Source organism: Synechococcus sp. Minos11 (genome assembly GCF_014279855.1).
In the GTDB taxonomy this organism is placed as follows: Bacteria; Cyanobacteriota; Cyanobacteriia; order PCC-6307; family Cyanobiaceae; genus RCC307.
Genome location: NZ_CP047953.1, coordinates 889253 through 907669, shown reverse-complemented (window position 1 = coordinate 907669; position 18417 = coordinate 889253). Strand labels below are relative to the sequence as shown.

The 18417-nt window shown below is 61.9% G+C and carries 23 protein-coding genes and 1 tRNA gene; 15 read left to right on the top strand and 9 right to left on the bottom strand.

The window, feature by feature from the left end; translation table 11 throughout:
- Position 1 precedes the first annotated feature (1 nt).
- Positions 2-535 carry an adenine phosphoribosyltransferase gene (locus SynMINOS11_RS04920; protein WP_186550221.1) on the bottom strand — a complete coding sequence of 178 codons (534 nt, stop codon included), beginning with the start codon at positions 533-535 and terminating at the stop codon, positions 2-4.
- A gap of 2 nt (positions 536-537) precedes the next feature.
- Here SynMINOS11_RS04920 and SynMINOS11_RS04915 point away from each other — a divergent pair, with 2 nt between their 5' ends.
- The 4 genes from SynMINOS11_RS04915 to SynMINOS11_RS04900 are packed head-to-tail and all read left to right on the top strand — an operon-like array spanning position 538 to position 2531.
- A complete protein-coding gene (locus SynMINOS11_RS04915) occupies positions 538-1149 on the top strand; it encodes a DUF3038 domain-containing protein (protein WP_255445500.1) in 612 nt (203 codons plus the stop codon).
- Positions 1146-1811, top strand: a complete 666-nt coding sequence (locus SynMINOS11_RS04910) for a DUF4335 domain-containing protein (protein WP_186550219.1) — start codon at positions 1146-1148, stop codon at positions 1809-1811. The genes SynMINOS11_RS04915 and SynMINOS11_RS04910 overlap by 4 nt, the downstream gene beginning before the upstream one ends.
- Complete coding sequence (locus SynMINOS11_RS04905) at positions 1808-2095, top strand: hypothetical protein (protein WP_011935380.1); 288 nt, start codon at positions 1808-1810, stop codon at positions 2093-2095. The genes SynMINOS11_RS04910 and SynMINOS11_RS04905 overlap by 4 nt, the downstream gene beginning before the upstream one ends.
- Positions 2096-2144: 49 nt before the next feature.
- Entirely contained in the window at positions 2145-2531 is a 387-nt protein-coding gene (locus SynMINOS11_RS04900; protein ID WP_186550217.1) for a hypothetical protein, read from the top strand.
- Between the two features lie 4 nt (positions 2532-2535).
- Here SynMINOS11_RS04900 and SynMINOS11_RS04895 read toward each other — a convergent pair whose 3' ends face one another.
- Positions 2536-2985, bottom strand: a complete 450-nt coding sequence (locus tag SynMINOS11_RS04895) for a nucleoside deaminase (RefSeq protein ID WP_011935378.1) — start codon at positions 2983-2985, stop codon at positions 2536-2538.
- A 2-nt stretch (positions 2986-2987) separates the two neighbouring features.
- Complete coding sequence (locus tag SynMINOS11_RS04890; RefSeq protein ID WP_011935377.1) at positions 2988-3431, bottom strand: EF-hand domain-containing protein; 444 nt, start codon at positions 3429-3431, stop codon at positions 2988-2990.
- Positions 3432-3618: 187 nt separating this feature from the next.
- On the opposite strand from SynMINOS11_RS04890, the gene SynMINOS11_RS04885 reads away from it, so the two are divergent.
- The 4 genes from SynMINOS11_RS04885 to SynMINOS11_RS04870 are packed head-to-tail and all read left to right on the top strand — an operon-like array spanning position 3619 to position 6692.
- The gene (locus SynMINOS11_RS04885; protein ID WP_011935376.1) at positions 3619-4347 is read left to right on the top strand and encodes a response regulator; all 729 of its coding nucleotides are present in this window, start codon (positions 3619-3621) and stop codon (positions 4345-4347) included.
- Positions 4348-4381: 34 nt separating this feature from the next.
- Positions 4382-5668, top strand: coding sequence for an ATP-binding protein (locus tag SynMINOS11_RS04880; RefSeq protein ID WP_011935375.1), 1287 nt, complete (start codon positions 4382-4384; stop codon positions 5666-5668).
- Between the two features lie 50 nt (positions 5669-5718).
- Entirely contained in the window at positions 5719-5910 is a 192-nt protein-coding gene (locus SynMINOS11_RS04875) for a hypothetical protein (RefSeq protein WP_011935374.1), read from the top strand.
- Positions 5907-6692, top strand: coding sequence for a UDP-2,3-diacylglucosamine diphosphatase (locus tag SynMINOS11_RS04870; protein WP_186550213.1), 786 nt, complete (start codon positions 5907-5909; stop codon positions 6690-6692). Before SynMINOS11_RS04875 ends, SynMINOS11_RS04870 begins: the two co-directional genes overlap by 4 nt.
- A 362-nt stretch (positions 6693-7054) precedes the next feature.
- Here SynMINOS11_RS04870 and SynMINOS11_RS04865 read toward each other — a convergent pair.
- Positions 7055-7139: transfer RNA gene (locus SynMINOS11_RS04865), tRNA-Ser, on the bottom strand.
- Positions 7140-7276: 137 nt separating this feature from the next.
- Here SynMINOS11_RS04865 and SynMINOS11_RS04860 point away from each other — a divergent pair.
- Positions 7277-7453 (top strand): hypothetical protein, encoded by a 177-nt coding sequence (locus tag SynMINOS11_RS04860; RefSeq protein WP_186550211.1) that lies wholly within the window; start codon positions 7277-7279, stop codon positions 7451-7453.
- On the opposite strand, the gene nrdJ is transcribed toward SynMINOS11_RS04860, so the two are convergent.
- Positions 7450-9729 (bottom strand): ribonucleoside-triphosphate reductase, adenosylcobalamin-dependent, encoded by a 2280-nt coding sequence (gene nrdJ / locus SynMINOS11_RS04855; protein ID WP_186550722.1) that lies wholly within the window; start codon positions 9727-9729, stop codon positions 7450-7452. The genes SynMINOS11_RS04860 and nrdJ overlap by 4 nt on opposite strands.
- A gap of 98 nt (positions 9730-9827) precedes the next feature.
- Between nrdJ and SynMINOS11_RS04850 the strand changes: the two genes are divergently transcribed.
- Complete coding sequence (locus SynMINOS11_RS04850; protein ID WP_255445499.1) at positions 9828-10589, top strand: Coq4 family protein; 762 nt, start codon at positions 9828-9830, stop codon at positions 10587-10589.
- Here SynMINOS11_RS04850 and SynMINOS11_RS04845 read toward each other — a convergent pair.
- Positions 10583-10825 (bottom strand): hypothetical protein, encoded by a 243-nt coding sequence (locus SynMINOS11_RS04845; RefSeq protein ID WP_255445498.1) that lies wholly within the window; start codon positions 10823-10825, stop codon positions 10583-10585. The genes SynMINOS11_RS04850 and SynMINOS11_RS04845 overlap by 7 nt on opposite strands.
- 71 nt (positions 10826-10896) lie before the next feature.
- Here SynMINOS11_RS04845 and SynMINOS11_RS04840 point away from each other — a divergent pair, with 71 nt between their 5' ends.
- From SynMINOS11_RS04840 to SynMINOS11_RS04830, 3 genes are read left to right on the top strand one after another with little or no spacing between them, the layout of a single operon-like run.
- Positions 10897-12534 (top strand): peptide chain release factor 3, encoded by a 1638-nt coding sequence (locus SynMINOS11_RS04840; RefSeq protein ID WP_186550208.1) that lies wholly within the window; start codon positions 10897-10899, stop codon positions 12532-12534.
- A 32-nt stretch (positions 12535-12566) separates the two neighbouring features.
- A complete protein-coding gene (locus tag SynMINOS11_RS04835) occupies positions 12567-12812 on the top strand; it encodes a hypothetical protein (protein WP_186550206.1) in 246 nt (81 codons plus the stop codon).
- A 45-nt stretch (positions 12813-12857) separates the two neighbouring features.
- Positions 12858-13538, top strand: a complete 681-nt coding sequence (locus tag SynMINOS11_RS04830) for a CPP1-like family protein (RefSeq protein ID WP_186550204.1) — start codon at positions 12858-12860, stop codon at positions 13536-13538.
- On the opposite strand, the gene SynMINOS11_RS04825 is transcribed toward SynMINOS11_RS04830, so the two are convergent.
- The 3 genes from SynMINOS11_RS04825 to SynMINOS11_RS04815 form a co-directional block, all read right to left on the bottom strand.
- Positions 13535-14362 carry a peptidoglycan recognition protein family protein gene (locus SynMINOS11_RS04825; protein ID WP_186550202.1) on the bottom strand — a complete coding sequence of 276 codons (828 nt, stop codon included), beginning with the start codon at positions 14360-14362 and terminating at the stop codon, positions 13535-13537. The two genes, SynMINOS11_RS04830 and SynMINOS11_RS04825, sit on opposite strands and share 4 nt — an antisense overlap.
- Complete coding sequence (locus SynMINOS11_RS04820) at positions 14362-14949, bottom strand: hypothetical protein (RefSeq protein WP_011935364.1); 588 nt, start codon at positions 14947-14949, stop codon at positions 14362-14364. The genes SynMINOS11_RS04825 and SynMINOS11_RS04820 overlap by 1 nt, the downstream gene beginning before the upstream one ends.
- Positions 14950-15020: 71 nt before the next feature.
- Entirely contained in the window at positions 15021-15470 is a 450-nt protein-coding gene (locus SynMINOS11_RS04815; protein ID WP_255445497.1) for a TM2 domain-containing protein, read from the bottom strand.
- Positions 15471-15531: 61 nt separating this feature from the next.
- Between SynMINOS11_RS04815 and thrS the strand changes: the two genes are divergently transcribed.
- Together thrS and glk are read left to right on the top strand one after the other, a co-directional pair.
- Positions 15532-17304, top strand: coding sequence for a threonine--tRNA ligase (thrS, locus tag SynMINOS11_RS04810; protein WP_370586187.1), 1773 nt, complete (start codon positions 15532-15534; stop codon positions 17302-17304).
- 48 nt (positions 17305-17352) lie between these two features.
- Positions 17353-18396, top strand: coding sequence for a glucokinase (gene glk, locus SynMINOS11_RS04805; protein WP_186550197.1), 1044 nt, complete (start codon positions 17353-17355; stop codon positions 18394-18396).
- The last annotated feature ends 21 nt before the right edge of the window (positions 18397-18417 follow it).

Below are 18417 nucleotides of genomic sequence, written 5' to 3'. Positions count from 1 at the left end.
CTCAGTAATGAATCAGTGACTCCACCGGCACGCCTCCGGGGAGTTTGCTGCGGCCGCCAAGGGCTGTGAGCTCAGCCACAAAGCCGTAACCGCACACGGCCCCGCCAGCTCGGCTCACCAATTCCGCGCAGGCTGCCGCAGTGCCGCCAGTGGCCAGCAGGTCATCGACCACCAACACGCGCTGGCAGCCACTCAAGGCCCCCTCTTGGATCTCCAGCCGGTCGCTGCCGTACTCGAGGGCATAGTCCACAGCGGTGATCGGACCAGGGAGTTTGCCGGGCTTGCGCACGGGCACAAAGCCCAGGCCCATCGTCATCGCCAGGCTGGTGCCAACGATGAAGCCCCGCGCCTCAATCCCCACAATCACCTCAGGCTGCAAGCCAGCCAAAGACTGCTGCATCCCCTCCATCACTTGCTTCCAAGCCTGGGGATCGCGCATCACCGGTGTGAGGTCACGGAACAAAATTCCTGGCTTCGGGAAATCCGGCACATCCCTGACCAGGGCACGTAGTTGCTGCTCAAGGCTCTCGGCCATGGATGGAGGCTCCTAACAAAGAGGTGACGGCACAAGGCCTCAACTGGCATCATCTCAGCCATTGCCCCCGGTCCTTGATCGCAACAGCAGCGCCTGCCACTACCAGCCGGATGCCGCGCCGCGGCATGGAGCGGCTCGACCTGCTCTTGCTGGCCATCGAAGCCCTTGATTTGCATGGCAGCGAAGCCATGGTCTGGAGCTGTGAGCAATTGCAGCTGCAAGAAGCCTTTCCCGATCGCGTCGCCCTCTGGAAATCGCGCTGTCGCAATCCCTTGCGCCGCGCCAGCCGCCGCGGTGAGCTCAATGCCGCTGAACAACGGGGCCTTGTGGAGCTGGTCTGCAGCCTCGCCGATCGCCTCTACCCAATGCTGCGCCAATTGCTCTCCAGCAGCGAGCCCGCTGAACTCAATGCTCAGCGCTGGGGCTTGTTTCGCGAGCGCTACAACGACTTGGTGGAAGGCCGCATGAATGGCCGCAGGGGGGCCATTCGTCAACTGCTGGATCCAGCCGATGGCGAGGCCTTACGCCAGGAATTGGTACTGACCCTGGCCCTCTGCTGCGGCCCCGGTGGCGTGCAACGGTTGGAAGCCAGCCTGCTGGACGGCAGCCGATGACCAACTTCTCCTCCCTGGCGAGCGCAGCAGGGCTCAGCGGCACCCAGTACAAGTTGCGCTACGAGCAATCCAGCTGCCGCCTAGAACTCACCGGCCTGCCTGATGTCACCGCCGCTGCCAGGGCTGACCAGCCGCAACAGCAGCTCAACATCCTCACCGGCTGGGACCTCAACTTGGGGCAGAAGGCCAGTCTTCAAGGCAAACGCGAGCATCTCCAAGCCCTGGTGAGCGCCGTTCAGCCCTATGTGCGGCTCCTGGTGAGCGCGCAGCCCTGCCAACAAAGCGGCGGCAGTGACGCGGTGGTGAGCCTGGAGCCACAAGACGACGGGCGGCACCTGCTGCGGTTGCGCTCAAGCCAGCCCGACACCCCTCCTCTGGAGCTGGCGCTCGATCACGCCGAGCTTGCTGATCTCAATCACTGCATTGATCAGATGTTGGTGGACGCCCGCTGCGCTCTGGGGCTTGAGGTGCAAAGCCCGCAGCCATTGCGCCGGGGACAGTACCGGCGCTCCAGCGTGCGCAGGCAGGGGCAATGGATCGCCCCTGCCGCGGCCTGCGCCAGTGTTGTCATCGTTGGTGCCTTGGTCAGCTTGCTGCCGCTTCCGCAGCGCACAGCAGAGCCGACTGGCAACACAACCACCACCGAACAGAGCAAGCCATGATTCCGCGTAAGTCCAGCGGCGCCCTGGAGTGGAATGAATGCCGCCGGCTGGTGAGCCGTCTTGGTGCCAACCTCGATGTGGTGGTGCGCAGTGACCCCGAGGTCTGCGGACTCAGTGGTGATGACTTCCGCCTCAGCCTCCACCACTCCGGCCATGGCGACTGCACCGTCGGCAGCATGAGCCTGGTGGACTGCCCCAACAGCTTGGTGGTCGAAGAGTTCTTGCGCTGGATGCAACAGGCGGGCCGGCTGCAGGACAGCCCCCTCGACGACACGCAGGATTGACCCGCCCCAGAAGGCCGATACCGTTGGCGTTCTGCTGCTCCTGAGTCCCGTGTCAGCCCAACGCCGCGGCAAGCAGGGACCCACCCGCCTGCGCTCTCTGTTGACCTCGGCTCTCTGGTTGGGTGCCGGTGGTGCCTTGATGTTTGGCTTGGCGCAGTTGCCGAGCTATCTCGACACCGTGCTGTTTTTCAGCACCGCGGTCCGCAACCTCACGTTGGGGCTGATGCATTTCGGCGCCGGTGTGCTCCAGCTCGCAGGAGCCCTGCTGCTGTTGGCCCTGGTGAGCCTCAGCCTGGTGCTTTTGGTTGGCGGTGTGGTGCGCGGAGTGAAAGCATTGATGGCCGCTCCAGCTCGCCCCGCGCGCCGCAAAAACCAACAGCGGTCTGTGGTTCAACGCCGCCAACCCGCCACCAGCTATCTGCTGCAGAGCCGCTAGGGGCTCAATGGCCGATGTCTTCGGCCCAAAGATCGGGCTTGTGCTGCAGCATGCGCTCCATTAAGGCCATGCAGCCGCTGTCATCGAGGCAGTCCACTTCAATACCCGCATCCACCAGCCAGGATTCCTGACCGGCAAAACTCCGGCGCTCACCGATGAGCACCCGGCGAAATCCCAACAGCACCGCGGTCCCCGCGCACATGGGGCAGGGAGAGAGCGTGGTCACCAAGGTGAGCTGATGCCAATCACGCCGGCGCCCGGCGTTGCGAATGCACTGGGTTTCGCCATGGGAGGTGGGGTCACCGTTCTGCACGCGCTGATTGTGTCCGCGGGCCACCACCTCCCCCGATTCGGTGGCCAGCACCGCTCCAATTGGAATGCCACCTTCGGCCCAGCCCAATTCCGCCTCAGCCCGGGCTTGATCCATCAACTGCTGACGCAGGTCGCGGTCCATCGCTAGCGGGGACGGCGCGGGGAGAGCGACTGACGCATCGCCATCAACTCCTGAACCGAGACGTAGCCATCACGATTGCGATCGAAATGCTCAAAACGATGACTCAAGCCAGGCAGAACCTGTGATTCAGCCCTGCTCAACAAGCCATCACCGTTGCGATCAGAGCGGCGAAAAGCCTGCAACAGGCGCTCGCCAATGAATGGTGCGCCTGGCGGTGTGATGTCTCTCAGCAACAAGATGCCATCACCATCGCGGTCGAGGTTGCGCATGCTCGGGTGCAGACCAGCCTCTCGCAAATACAGGCGACCGTCGTTGTCGTGATCGAGGCGATGGAAGAGCTCCAACATCCTCTGACGATGGCGCTGCACGGCTTGGGGATCCTGCGCCAACGCCGGCGTGGTGGCCGCCAGTAGCAGCAACAGCAGTGGCAGCAGCTTTCGGTGCATAGCCACACCTTATGGAGCCAACTCCCAATCAATTCTTCCTATGCAGGATCTTTTTGACACCAACCTGTGACGGAATCCAACTGAAACCAGTCTTGGAAAGATTCAGTGCGCGGCACCTGCTGCCCAGCCATGGCTTGGCGGCGCTGAACTCCATACGATCTGCAGGTCCCGGCAGAAGTGCGGCGTCATGGCCAAACAGCAGACCATCTGGGTGGTCGACGATGACTCAGAACTGCGGCAGCTGCTGAGCACCTACCTCAGCGAGCAGGGCTATGAGGTGCGCACCCTCAACGACGGCAAGCAGTTCACAGCACGTCTGGAGTTTCAGCGCCCTGATTTGGTGGTGCTCGATTTGATGATGCCCGGTGACGACGGGCTGACGATTTTGCGGCGCCTGCGCGACGGCGGTGATGATCTGCCGGTGGTGATGCTCACAGCACGCGGCGAAGCTGTGGACCGAATCATTGGCCTCGAGCAGGGCGCTGATGACTACCTGGCCAAGCCATTCATGCCACGGGAGCTCTCCGCTCGGATTGAGGCGGTCTTGCGGCGACGCGGCGCCGTGCCCGCTGGCACGCCGGTGGCCGATGGCGAGGTGATCGGCTTTGGCAACAACAGCCTCGACCTTTCGGCGCGCACCCTCGAGCGCGATGGGGAGCCAGTGGTGATCACGAGCGGCGAATTTGGCTTGCTGGCCGCCTTTGTGCAAAACCCCCACCGCCCCCTCTCACGGGAGCGACTGATCGAATTAGCCCGCGGCCCAAGCAGTGAAACCGATAGCCGCAGCATGGATGTGCAGGTCTCACGCGTGCGCAAATTGATCGAGCCCGATCCCAGTCGTCCCCGCTACCTGCAAACCGTTTGGGGCTATGGCTACGTGTTCGTTCCCGATGGCGAACCGCGTCAGAAGAGCTGACCAACCTGCTGAACGCGTCTAGGTTCTGCGGCGAATGACGCGTTCCATTTCAGCCCGCTCCAACCGCTTGCCCTCCGCTGGGTTGTTGCTGCGGCTGGGCCTGTTTTTGCTGCTCAGCTGGGGGGGCAGTTTGGTGGTGCTGCAACTGCTGCTGGGCCAACGCCTCGATCGCGCTCGCATGGTGCAGATGGGCCGCGATTTGGCCAGCAACGTTCGGCTCAGTGAAGTGGCCTTGGAGCAATTCCCCCCCTCGGTGGTGTCGGAGCTCAGCGGCCTCGCCATGGTGACTGGCGATCAACCAGCACCAGCTGGCGATAGCGAATTGGAGGGCCGTGCCCGGGAGCTGCGGTTTGAGCTGTGCCGCCGTTTGCCCTATTGCCCTGAAGTCTCACCCACCTTGAATCCCGGTCATGGGGTGTGGGTGGAGCTGCTCAACCCCCTCGAGCAGGTGTGGCTGTTTGCACCGCTGCCACCGAACAAATGGTGGCCGCCCGATCCCCTGCTCGCGTCGTTGTCGTTGATCAGCGGCAGCGTGATTGCCGGTGGTTTTTTTCTTCTCTTGGAAGTGCAGCGGCCCTTGCGCAGGCTGGAGCGTGCCTTAGCGAGAGTGGGCCTGGAAGAGCGCCCAGCCCCGGTTCCCCAAGAGGGGGCTGGAGAAGTGCAGCGCTTGAGCCAACGCTTCAACGCGATGCTGGCGCGGCTACAACGCAGCGAGGAAGAGCGGGCCACGATGCTCGCTGGCATCGCCCACGACCTCAAAAGCCCGATCACGCGCCTGCGCTTACGCCTGGCCGTGGAGGGCAATAGTCCGCAGGCAGAAGCCGATCTCGATGCCCTTGAGCGCATAACCGGGCAGTTTTTGCTGTTTGCCGGTGGCGGACAGAGCGAAGAACGGGTGCTGCTCCCGCTGCATGGACTGCTTGGGGAGGTCTTGGCCCGCTACGACCAACAACCGGTGGACTTGGAACTCGAGGAGTTCCAAGCGCGGGTGCAGCCTGTGGCCTTGGGGCGCGCTATTGCCAACTTGGTCGACAATGCCCTTTCCTATGGCGAACCACCGGTTGTGGTGCGTTTGCAGCGGGAAGGGGATTGGCTGCTCATTGCCATTGAGGACCAAGGCCAAGGCATTGACCCCAGCTTGCGGGATCAGGCTCTGATGCCGTTTCAACGTCTCGATGCCTCCCGGGGCGGCAGCGGCCACTGCGGCCTCGGCCTGGCCATCGCGGCTCGGGTGGTGGAAACCCATGGAGGGCGACTGGAACTTCGCGACCCACCCGAGGGGGGCTTCAGCGTTTGCCTACTGCTGCCAGCAATGAGCTGACGCAGCGCCAAGCGCTATCCACACTGAGATCATCAGCCTCCATCAACACTGTGGACGCAGTTCCTCCGTGGCCCATTCCGGGCTTGCCCTGGTCGCAGGCGGCCGCTGTTGAGCTGCCGGCCCTGCTGCGCGAACCCAGCGAGCGCCGGTTGCGCCATGAAGGGTTGCTCTACCAGTGCCAGATGCTCAATCCCAATCAGGGCCGTAGCCCTGAGGTCTGCTGGAACGATCACTGGCGATGAGCCTGCCGCATCGCTGCCTGTTTCTCAGTGATGTGCATCTCGGCACAGGCCGCACGCGGGCGCGCGCCCTTTGGACACTGCTGCAAAGGGAACCCAGCGAGCGGGTGGTGCTGGTGGGCGACATCCTGGATCTCACGAGCTGGCAGCAGCGGCACCCTCGGTTTTCACAAGTGGAATGGCAGGTGCTGCAGTGGTTGCTGCAGCGCCATCGCGCCGGAGAACTGGTGTGGCTGCTGGGCAACCACGAACAGCCCTTGCGCGATTGGCTCGGAACATCCGCCGCTTGCAGCTGGATCAGCGAGCAGCTGACGTACACCAGCCTTCATGGCCAGAGGCTGCTCGTGACCCACGGTGATCAGCTCGACTGCCAAGCGATCAGCTTCAACCGCGGCGAAGAACTCGCGATTCGGCTGTGTCATCGCCTCGAGAGCCAGCATCTGCGCTGGAATCTCAAGCTGCCCAGCCCGAGTGCGCTGGCCATGGGCACCGCGAGCGGACGCCGTCTGATCAGCCGTTTTCATAGCGCCCAGCTCGAAGCAGCACGCCAAGCAGGCGTCGACGGCATCATCTGCGGCCATAGCCATGGGGCTGCCCTAGAGCAGCGCGACGGATTGCTGCTGATCAACACCGGTTGCTGGACCCATCCCCCTGGCACCGTGGTGGTGGAAACCGCTTGCGGCAGCTGGGAGCTGCTGGATGGCAACGGAGGACGCCAGCAATGGCACCCAGAGACAGCATCAGGACACACCAATGTCTCGAGTGTCAGAGCCGACCAGCTCTAAACGGCGCATCTGAAGAGCCGTTTTGTAATGTCATGAACTGAGTACTTATGCGTCACATGACGGTTGAAATCTGAAGCGCCTTGATTAAGGTCTTTGTTTCCGACATTGTCTGCAATCGGAAGAAACCCGGGAGCCCGCAGAGATAAGCCTTCACCAGAGGATATTTTCCGGGCGAACTGACACCGCAGCCAAGCCAGGTCAGTGGCCGTCAAAAGAGCAGCAACCATCACCAAGGCGCGCCGCTTTTGACCTCAGAAACCAGGCTTCAGCCAGATTCGAACGCTGGGCAGCAACCTGGAGATCAAGAATCAGCAACGAGCAAAACCCTTTGATGCAACTGGGGTTTGCGTTGATGGATGAAACGGAGGGGGTGGGATTCGAACCCACGGAAGCTCTCACTTCGCCGGTTTTCAAGACCGGAGCCATCAACCACTCGACCACCCCTCCAAGCCAACACCTGCGCGAGGTGCGGTGATCGGATTTTGCCACAAGCAGAAGGGCAAAAGCCCAGGGGCAGCAGCGGAGTCTCAAGCAAGTCTCACGAGACAGAACGGCACGGTGGAAGTGGTCGCCCCCGCCGCGTCATGTCTGTTCTCAACACCGATTTTCTGGCCATTCGCACCCGGCACCTGGCTGAAATGATTCAAACCCTGCCGGACTCTGCCTGTCCACAACATCAATGCAATCGCTGCAATGAACTCCTGCAGCAACTGGTCAGCGCGCTCGACACGCTGACCTTGATGGAGCAAAGCGGGACTTAACCCTGCTTGGCCAGCGGCAACAGGCACTTGTCGGAGTCACAACCAGCTGGACCGGCTTCCACCAGTTCGCCTTGGTCGTAACGCTGCAACGCCTCAAAGAAGTCGCTGGTGCTGCGGCGCTTGACCACCTCAGCCTGCAGCTCTTCGTAGCCAGCCTGATTAATGGGCTCAAATGGCAGCCGGGGGAAGGTGGCATTGGCATCGAAACGAGCCAACAGAGCCGCAGAGATGTAGCCCTTGCCTTCGCCAATAGAGGCGTGGATGGCTTCAGCCAGAGGCTCAATCTCATTCTCACGGAATTCGATCGTGGCTGAGGTGTTGTGCGCCGTGTAGTGCTGCTGCACCTGCATGTAGAAGTCGAACTGAGCCATTGCGGAGAAGTTGTTGATCTCCACCTGATCAGCGCCAGGAAGGTTGGCCCAGCTCACTTCAGTGGGGATCTCCACCAACCATTCGGTGCAACGGGGATCGAACGGATCATCGAGAAGGCGGCCCTGCTCATCCTTATCGGACTGGGACGGCACAATGGAGTAGCCGTAGTCCATGCAAGCCAACGCCACGGGGTCGTTCTTGCGGAACGTGATGCGGCGAATGAAGCGCTGAGCTTTGGGGGGATGCCAGCCGGGGGCTGCGCCGGTTAGCAGGCTCTTGGTGCCAGCCGGTTGAACCGTGGTGCAGCGGTTGGGACGACGCAGCCCATGGCGATCGCAGTAATCCCACACCGCCTCATTGACGGTGGTCTTCCAGCGAGCCAAGAAGGCAGCTTCCTGTTCTTTGAACGCCAAGCCTTCTGCTGTTTCGGGGCGGCCTGCAGCCCACCACTCCAACCAAGGGGTACCAAAGGCATGCACGAAGAAGTCGAACAGGCCGGTGAAGCTCACACCAACGATGGGGTCCCAAGCGCGGCTCTGGCGATAACGCTCCACCTCAAAGCGGTGGTTCAACAGGCAAGCCACCGAGAGGCCCGCGGCGCGGAAAGCATCGCTTTGACCTTCCAGATCGTCGGGGTCCAGGCGGTTGAGATGAACCTCTGCCAAGTTGCAGTGGAAATCAGCGCCGAGGATTTCACCGCAGGGGTTGAGGCCATAGCGGCCTAAACGGTGCTCCAGCTCAGCCTCAGTGATCTCCGGGTGGTTGAGCTGCAGCCAGCGGCCGGCTTCCTGGCGGCCCTGCTCGCAATAGATCTCCTGGAATTCCTGACGCAGTTCAGCGGTGGTGAGCAGATCGGCGTTGGAGCGAGCAATCGCCTCAGGAGCGAATTGAATTGCACCCTCACCGGAATGGAACTGCTTGGTGACCGCCTCTTGCACCACCTCAAGGCTGGGGCGCGTGTGGAAGACGCGGGTGTGATTGGCCATGCGCAGGGCATCGCGCTCAGGATCGATACGCCAGTTGCCATCGCTGTCCTGCTGCCAAAGGTTTTCTTTGGCACCTGCAGCAGCGGTGTCTGCTGAAGCGAACTGCCGCATACCAGCGCTGCGGCGAATGTTGCCGGCAACGATCGTCACAGCGGCCTCATCAATCAGCAGGCAGCACTCGACCGAGGTGAGCTGGCGGCCAAGGGCGTTGTTGAGGATCTGGGCCACACGGCCATAGAGATCTTTGAGCTTGACCGGGTTGGCCATGCCACCAAAGCCCTTGAGGGTTTCACCAACCGGGCGCACATCGGAGAGGTCAACCTCGATTTCAACGGGGCCGCTGAAACGCTCATCGCTGCTGAGATCAAGCAACAGCTGATAGCTATCCACCCAACCGCGGCGGGTGTCGCCGACCTTGATCTGAACTTTGTGACCTTCGATGCTGTGGGAGGTGGCCTCTTGGCGCTCGGCAGCGGGGGTCGCGCCGATGTTGCTAACGCTCAAGACGCGCAGCTCATTGCGCACGACTGGCAGACGTTCCACCAGGTGGGGCTCAATGATGGCGCCAGTACCGCAACCCATCATCGCCAGGTCCATCATCAGACCAAAGGCTTCCCAATCCACGAGGTTGGTGGAGGTGCAGTTGTAGGCGCCAGAAAAATTCTCTTGCTTCTCAATCCAAGGAGTTCCACCAATCCACAGCCAACGGCCCGAGGGCAGTGAGGCTTGCCGCAACTGCATGCGGCGCATCAGATCGATCTCATCGTCATTCAGCTGGCCCAGGCTCTTGAGGCCGGCCAAGTTGCGCTCAACCACTTGCTTCCAGCTCTCCCGGCCGGTGGCGGTTTTACGGCTATAGGTGCGATAGAAGACCGGATTCGCCGCAGGCGCTGTCGCAGGGAAATCCCCCTGCAGCATTGAGGATTCCGGTGGCACAAGCAGTTCAGCTGGAGTCACGACACTAGATCTAGTAGGTAGAGGGAAGCGGAAACCCCACAGGAAGCGGTAGCCCATGGATGACGGCCGCTGATCTGACCATTACCAGCAACGGCTTGCGATGGCTGTGGCTAGGCCAGCAACAACAAGCTCTGGCCGTGATGGCGCGCTTCAAGACCCTGCTGCAAACCCTCAAGCAAGCCCGCCTCGTAGTGGAGGTTGGCCGGCAGAAAGGAGAGCTCAGCAGCGTGGCTGATCTAGTGGACAGCTTTCTGGACACGCCCCAGATGGAGGCCTGCCTGAAGCGCTTTCGGGCCGATCCCGACGGCGGCGCCTTGCTGGAGGAGCGTTACCCGCCGCTGCAGCCAGATCTCGAACGAATGCAGAAACTGCCGACCAACAGCCTTGGCTTTCAGTACGCAAGGCTGATCTTGGAGCAGGGCTATGACCCCGACTTCTTCCGTCCGCGACCGGTGGAATCAGACGCCCAGTGGCTGACGCAACGCGTTGCCACGACCCATGACATCCATCACGTCGTGGCTGGTTTCTGCACGCGGCCGGAAGGAGAGGCCGGTGTGCTGGCCATCACCGCGATGCAAATCGGCTTCCCGGCCTACATCAGCCTGACCAATGCAGCCGCGATCAGCCGCTTTCGCTTGCAACCGGAATCATTCGGCGAGATGAGCCAAGCGATCAGCCATGGCATCAGCCTTGGCTTTGGCGCCAAAACACTGGCTGCGATGCGATGGGAAGACGGCTGGGACAAGCCACTCGCGCAATGGCGCCAGGAGCTGGGGATCGGCCATCCGGCCAACCCCTTTGCCTATGGCTTGGATCAGTAGCCCAGCAAACGCATCCGAAATTGCACCAACTGCTGGGCTTGTTCGGGCTCGCGCTGCAGAAAGGGATGTTCCGCCAAGCTCTCCAACACCAGCTTGAGCTTGGCCTCACGCTCCAGGCCATGGGCTGGATGCTGACGCTCGTAGTCCTCCCAGGCTTCGCTGAAAGCCATGGCGAAGCCATCGGGGTTGTCAAACACCCGCTGAGTCGGCAAACGGTCCGGATCAGGCAGGGGCACCACAGCACCTTCGCTGCTCAGCAGATTACGGAGTGGGAAGCTTGTGCTTTGCGCTGTTCAGCAGAAGCCCCATGGCGCCGAGCCCGCAGGATCTGACCAGCGCCGAGATGGACGAAGCGGTCGCCAAGCGCCGCAACTTCGCGATCATCTCCCACCCTGACGCCGGTAAAACCACCCTCACCGAAAAGCTGCTGCTCTACGGCGGTGCGATTCAGCAGGCCGGCGCGGTCAAAGCGCGCGGTGAGCAGAGGCGCGTGACCTCCGACTGGATGGAGCTGGAAAAGCAACGGGGCATTTCCATCACCTCAACGGTGCTGCAGTTCGACTACTCAGGCAGCACCATCAATCTGCTGGACACCCCCGGTCACCAGGACTTCTCCGAAGACACCTACCGAACCCTGGCGGCGGCGGACAACGCGGTGATGCTGGAGGACGCCGCTAAGGGGCTCGAACCCCAAACCCGCAAGTTGTTTGAGGTCTGCCGCATGCGGCAGATCCCGATTTTCACGTTCATCAACAAGATGGACCGGCCGGGCCGAGAACCACTCGAGCTGCTCGATGAAATCGAAAAGGAGCTGGAATTGCTGCCCTGGGCAGTGAACTGGCCGATTGGTAGCGGAGAACATTTCCGAGGGGTGATCGATCGACGCACCCGTCAGGTCACCTTGTTTGAACGGGCTGAACGGGGCCGGCAAGCCAGTGAACGCAGCCTTGATGCCGCCGACCCTGAGCTGCGGGAGCTAGTGGAACCCGAGCTCTTGGATCAAGCGCTCGAGGAGATCGAATTGCTTCAGGAAGCTGGCGCCGATCTGGATCTGGAGTTGGTCCATGCGGGCGAGCAGACGCCTGTGTTTTTCGGCAGCGCCATGACGAACTTTGGCGTTCGTCCTTTTCTCAACGCCTTTTTGGAATTAGCCCAACAACCCGTGGCACGACAAAGCCATGAGGGGCCTATCGATCCGCTGCGGCCTGAATTCAGCGGCTTCGTCTTCAAGCTGCAAGCCAACATGGACAGCCGCCACCGTGACCGCGTGGCCTTTGTGCGGGTCTGCTCAGGCAAGTTTGAAAAAGACATGACCGTGCAACACGCCAGAAGCGGACGTGCGATTCGCTTGTCTCGACCTCAAAAGCTGTTTGGCCAAGACCGAGAGGTGGTGGAAGAGGCCTACCCGGGCGATGTGATCGGTCTCAACAACCCAGGCATGTTTGCCATTGGCGACACCCTCTACATCGGACCGCGGGTCGAATACGAGGGCATCCCCTGCTTCAGCCCAGAGATCTTTGCCTGGTTGCGTAATCCCAACCCCTCAGCCTTTAAAAATTTCCGCAAAGGGGTCAATGAGCTGCGTGAGGAAGGCGCCGTTCAGATCCTTTACGACACCGACCAAAGCAAGCGCGATCCGATCCTGGCGGCGGTGGGGCAACTGCAATTAGAGGTGGTGCAACACCGGCTGGAAAAAGAATACGGCGTTCCAACGCGCCTAGAACCGCTTGGATTCAGCGTGGCGCGCTGGGTGAGTGGCGGTTGGGGCGAACTCGAAAAGCTAGGCCGCATCTTCAACTGCAAAACCGTTCGTGATGCCTGGGACCGTCCAGTGCTGCTGTTCAAAAACGATTGGAACCTGAATCAACTGGTGGAAGATCACCCCGACCTGGAGCTCGCCTCCGTCGCGCCGGTTGTGAGCGGACTCGAACCGATCAGTCTCTAAACGAACCACGCTGGCGCGATTCTCTCGCCAGGATGTTGGTCTCTGAACGGTTCAACGTGCTGATTCAGTGGTGGGTCAAAAGCCATCGCGATGGCAGCTGCGACTACGTGCGTGTGCGTTCATCCGATCAACAGGAACTTGAATGGGTTGAGGGTTCCCATCTGCCGCCCCAGATGCCTTTGCTCAAACATCGCTTCACGGTGAGCTTCGAAGCAGCGCAACTGCGGCAACAAAATCTCTTGGCAATGGGTTTCAAGCCGGGCCAGCCGCTGTTCTGAACGAGGCGTTCGCCGATACGCTTTTCTCTAAATAGGCCCCAGTTCATGGCCCAGGCTCCGCCACCCCCCAATTCCGATAGCAACGACCCCTACGACCGTTTGGGGCTCAAGCCTGGCGCCAGCTTTGAGGCTGTTCAAAACGCCAAAGTCGCCCGCTTGGCTGAACTACCAGCCGACGACATGAAGGCCCGTGCCCAGGTGGAAGCGGCCTATGACGCGGTGTTGATGCAGAGCCTCAAAGAACGACAGCTGGGGCAACTCACCGGAGCTGCTGCTACTGCCTCGAAACAAGAAGCTGGCGGTAGCAGCTCTGGGCCACTCAGCGGCGGAAACTTGCCGCGCTTGCCATCGCTACCGGCACTACCCAAGCCGCAACTCTCCATCGCCATGCCCGAGCTGAATCTCGCCGAAGGCGAGCAGCTTTGGCAGCCCTTGGCGGCCCAAGGCCTGTTGCTGGTGGTGTTGTTGTTGGTCGGCCAGCAAGCAGGAACACCGGAACTGCTGCTCTCGGTGGCTGCGCTGATCACAATCGCCAACCTGCAGCGCCGCAGCCGCAAGTTTTTCCGCAGCGTCGGCCTCACGGTGCTGGTGCTGATCGTGGGCACCTTGCTGGGGGGTCTAACTAGCAGCGGCCTGGCTGCTTCCGGTCTGCCGATAACGGCCTCTCAATTGGCGGCCCTGCCCACCTTGATCCTGTTGGCGGCTCTATCGGTCTTGGTTGACTAAATCTGCGGCATGGCATCAAGGCCGTAGGGACCCTCAGCGCTGATGCCGCAGCTGGAGGCTGCCTGCAGCCAGGCGCGGTCAAAGCGCTCCCAACGAAAACTGCGGGGATCGCGGCGGCTATGGCTGCGGTCAACCGCGGCGTGGGTGGTGATGCGGCGCATGGGGATGCCCCAGCGCAGCTGCCAGATCAGCACATGCTCCGCCAGGCGCTCGTATTGCGCTCGGCTATAGCCGCTGTGGGCATCGTCATCGCCGCGGCCATCAGCAGGCGACTCAAGGCTGAGGTGCAAAGCGACGTTGTTGATCGAGCCACCAGCCAACGGGCTGCTCAAGGGGCGGTGCCGAATCGAGCCATCCCCCCAAGCACTCCACCCCGAACCAAAGGCCCGCTTGGCATCAGGAACCAAGCGGTAGGCCATACCGCGGCGATCCAACAGCAGGTGATAGCTGGCCTGATCAGCATCGCGGGGATGGGGTGTCTGAAAAAAGCGCAGCGTGTCGCCCAGCGACATCACCGTTTCATGCAAAACGATCACCGATGGCTGGTTGGGCACCAGCCCCCCTTCAGCATCAGTGGGGCGGCGCTCGCCGAAATTCGTGGGATCAGCAGGCGTTGGCCGTTCGCGAATCGCCAACTTGGCGGCACAACGGCGCGCTGCCTGCGGATTGGGCCGCAGCAGCGGTTGCAGGCCAGCCCCTTGGGCCCAACCACGCTTGGGTTCTGGGGCAATGGGCGGCTCGCGCCCGGCCACCACTACAGCAGCCACACCCAGACCCACCCCAAGCAGCACGGCGGCAACCGGACGGACCGGGAAGGCAGGCATCAAGCCTTGGTGGAGCTGTAGAGAGATTGCAGCAAAAAGGCAGCCAGGGGAAGCCACAACCCCAGCAGCCACCAGCCAATGCCAAGCGCTAACAGGGTCAGCCCCCAGAGCAGCAGCAAAGGCGCCAACACCTGCTGACGGCGGCGCAGCACCAGCTGGCCGCTGCGCGCCATGGCATCCCAGGCTTCACCGCCTTGATCCAGCAACAGCGGCAGGGCCAAGCTCCAAGCCAGCAGCAACACCACGCCCGGCAGCACAAATGCCAGGGAAGCCAAGGCCACCAGCGTGCCAACGAGCAGCGGCAGCAGCAGCAGCGGCCACGGGGCCCGGCGCAAAGGCAGCCAAAGGCTGGCCAAGGTCATGGGGGATTGCCGCTGCGCCACGTCAATGAGTCCAGCGCTGGCCCAGCTGAAGCACAGCAAGCTGGCCCCAAACTGGAGCCAAATCGGCAGAGGCAACAGGGCCATCAGCTGCCAGAGCAGCATCCACCCCAACGCCCAACCGGCCAGCAGCACAGGGGCTTGGCGGTAGCGCTGCCAGCTGCGCTGCAACAGCAGCAGCGGTGGCTGCAGGGGGGTGGCAGTCATTCAACTCAGCCCAATAACACAAACGTAGAAACTGAGTCCAATTTGAGCCACAACTGTTACCAACCCAGGGTTTAAGGCTCCCGGTAGACCACGCGCCCTTGCGCGTCATTGCTGATCAAAAGCAGCTCGTGCTGTTGCAAGTCGTCCAAGACACGGCGCAGCTCAGTGAGCTCAACGGCCGGATCCAATGCCAAAACGGCGTCATTGAGGCTGAAACCGGCTGAACCTTTGCTGCGGGCCAGCAGCAGCAGTTGGCGATCAATCGGCTCAACCGCTGCGCGCGCTTGATCCAACAGCGTGGGGGCATTGGCATGGCGCACCAAAGAGGGGATCAAAAACAAATCCACCACCGTGCCGATGCCCAGCAGCCCAAAGCTGAGCAGATACAACACGCCACTGAGAGGCCGGCGGTTGTAGATCCGCTGCACGCCGCAGATGCCCACCAGCGACAGGCACCACAGCAGATAGGACAGATCCAACCGGCGCAACGGTTGATCGGCTTGGGAAACGGCTCGGGGCACACCCGTGCTGCGTAAGATCCCCATTCTCACTGCAAAAGAGTCGGTGTCTTCAGCAGCCGCCGTGGCGCTTCCTAAGACCAGCGAAAGCCCTCAGCTGCTCAAGATTCGCCATTCCATGAGCCATGTGATGGCCATGGCTGTGCAGCAGCTCTTCCCCAACGCCCGCGTCACCATCGGCCCCTGGACCGAGACGGGCTTCTATTACGACTTCGATAATCCCGACCCCTTCACCGAGGCCGACCTCAAGGCCATCAAGAAGGGGATGATCAAGATCATCAACCAAAAACTGCCGCTCCAGCGGGTGGAGGTGAGCCGCGCAGAAGCCGAGACGCGGATCAAAGCTCAAAACGAGCCCTACAAACTCGAAATCCTCGAGGGTCTGCAGGAGCCCATCACCCTCTACACCTTGGGGGAGAAGTGGTGGGATCTCTGCGCTGGTCCCCATGTGGAGCACACCGGCCAGCTCAATGCCAAAGCCTTCGAGTTGGAGAGCGTGGCCGGTGCCTACTGGCGTGGTGATGAGAACCGGCAACAGCTGCAGCGGATTTACGGCACTGCGTTTGAAACGCCTGAGCAACTCAGCGAGCACAAGCGCCGCATCGAAGAAGCCAAACGCCGCGACCACCGCCGCATCGGTACCGATCTGGATCTGTTCTCCATCGAAGATGAAGCCGGCGCTGGCTTGGTGTTCTGGCATCCCCGCGGCGCCCGGATGCGTCTGCTGATCGAAGACTTTTGGCGCGAAGCCCACTTCGCTGGGGGTTACGAACTGCTCTACACCCCCCATGTGGCCGACATCGACCTGTGGAAGACCTCAGGCCACTTGGATTTCTACCGCGAATCGATGTTCGGGCCGATGACGGTCGATGAGCGGGAATACCAGCTCAAGCCAATGAACTGCCCCTTCCACGTGCTCACCTACGCCAGCACGTTGCGGAGCTACAAGGAGCTGCCGATTCGCTGGGCCGAATTGGGCACGGTCTATCGCTATGAGCGGCCTGGCGTGATGCACGGGCTGATGCGGGTGCGCGGTTTCACCCAGGACGACGCCCACGTGTTCTGCCTGCCCGAGCAGATCAGCGACGAAATCCTCAAGATCCTCGACCTCACCGAGACGATCCTGTCCACCTTTGATTTCCGCAACTACGAGATCAACCTCTCGACCAGGCCGGAGAAATCCATCGGCGATGACGCCGTGTGGGACCTGGCGACCAAGGGACTCACCGAAGCGCTGCAGCGCAAAGGCTGGGACTACAAGATCGATGAGGGGGGCGGTGCCTTTTATGGCCCCAAGATCGATCTCAAGATCGAAGATGCCATCGGGCGCATGTGGCAGTGCTCAACGATTCAGCTGGATTTCAACCTGCCTGAGCGCTTTGGTTTGGAGTACGTCGCCGCCGACGGATCCAGACAGCGGCCGATCATGATCCACCGGGCCATTTTCGGGTCCCTGGAACGGTTCTTCGGAATCATGACCGAGAACTACGCCGGCGATTTCCCCTTCTGGCTGGCCCCTGAACAAATCCGGCTGCTGCCGGTCACCGATGAGGTGATGGGCTACGCCGAGACGATTCAAAGCGAGCTCAGTGCAGCCGGTATCCGCAGCCGCATCGATCGCAGTGGCGAGCGCCTCGGCAAGCTGATCCGCTCGGGAGAGCAGCAGAAAATTCCAGTGCTGGCAGTGATCGGCGCACAAGAAGCCGAGCAGGGCACCTTGAGCTTGCGCAGCCGCCGGCAGGGTGATCTCGGTTCAGTGGCCCGAAGTCAGGTGCTCCAGGCCGCTACCGCAGCCAATGCCGCGCGCGCCGCGGGTTTGGAACTCGGCGCGTCTTAACCGAAGCACCCACTGCCATGGCCAGCCTGAGCGCGATCGGGTGGGCTGATGACGCTGCTGCTAGCGGGTGATCTGGGCGGAACCAAAACCTTGCTGGCGTTGTATCGCAGCGACGGCGATCAACTGAGCTGCGTTGCCCGCGAGCGCTACATCTCGGCGGAGTGGCCCCACCTCGGGCCGATGCTGCAGCGCTTTTTGGCCGATCACAACAACAACGGCGCTGAGGTGGCCGCCGGCTGCATTGCCGTTGCCGGACCGGTGCGTCAAGGACGCGCCCACATCACCAACTTGCCCTGGGATCTCGAACAAGCCGCCCTAGCGGCCGATGGGGGTCTCAACCAGCTGGAACTGGTGAATGATTTCGCGGTGTTGGTCTATGGGCTCCCCCATCTGAGCGAGGAGCAGCAGGTTGTGCTGCAGGAAGGGGAGGCTGATCCCCAAGGACCAATCGCCATCCTCGGCGCCGGCACAGGCCTGGGCATGGCCAGCGGCGTGCGGCTCAGCAATGGCGCCTTGATGACCCTGCCGAGCGAAGGCGGACACCGGGAATTTCCGCCCCGCAATGCCGAGGAGATGCTGATGCTCGGCTGGTTGCGGCGCGAGTTGCAGCTCGAGCGGCTTTCGGTGGAGCGCATCGTCAGCGGCACCGGCCTGGGCCTGGTGTTCCTCTGGCTGTTGCACTGCGGCGGCGATCAACCCATCAGCGACTTGCACCAAGCCGCCATGGACTGGCATCAGCAAGCCCCTGGCACCCCCGGTCGCCCCGATCTGCCGGCCCTGGTCTCGCAGCGGGCCCGTGATGGGGACATGCTGGCCAGCAAAGCCGAGCAGATTTGGCTCGGGGCCTATGGCTCAGCGGCCGGTGATCTGGCGCTGCAAACCCTCTCCACTGGTGGGCTCTGGGTGGGCGGCGGCACCGCCATCAAGCAGCTGGAGCGGCTGCAAAGCGATGCGTTCCTGGCACCGATGCGCTGCAAAGGGCGGTTTGAAGACTTCATCAACAAGCTGCCGGTGCGGGCCCTGGTGGACCCTGATGCCGGCTTGTTCAGCGCCGCTTGCCGTGCGCGCATGCTGGCAGGATGCCTTCAATAACGGGCTGAGCCGCCCAACGCG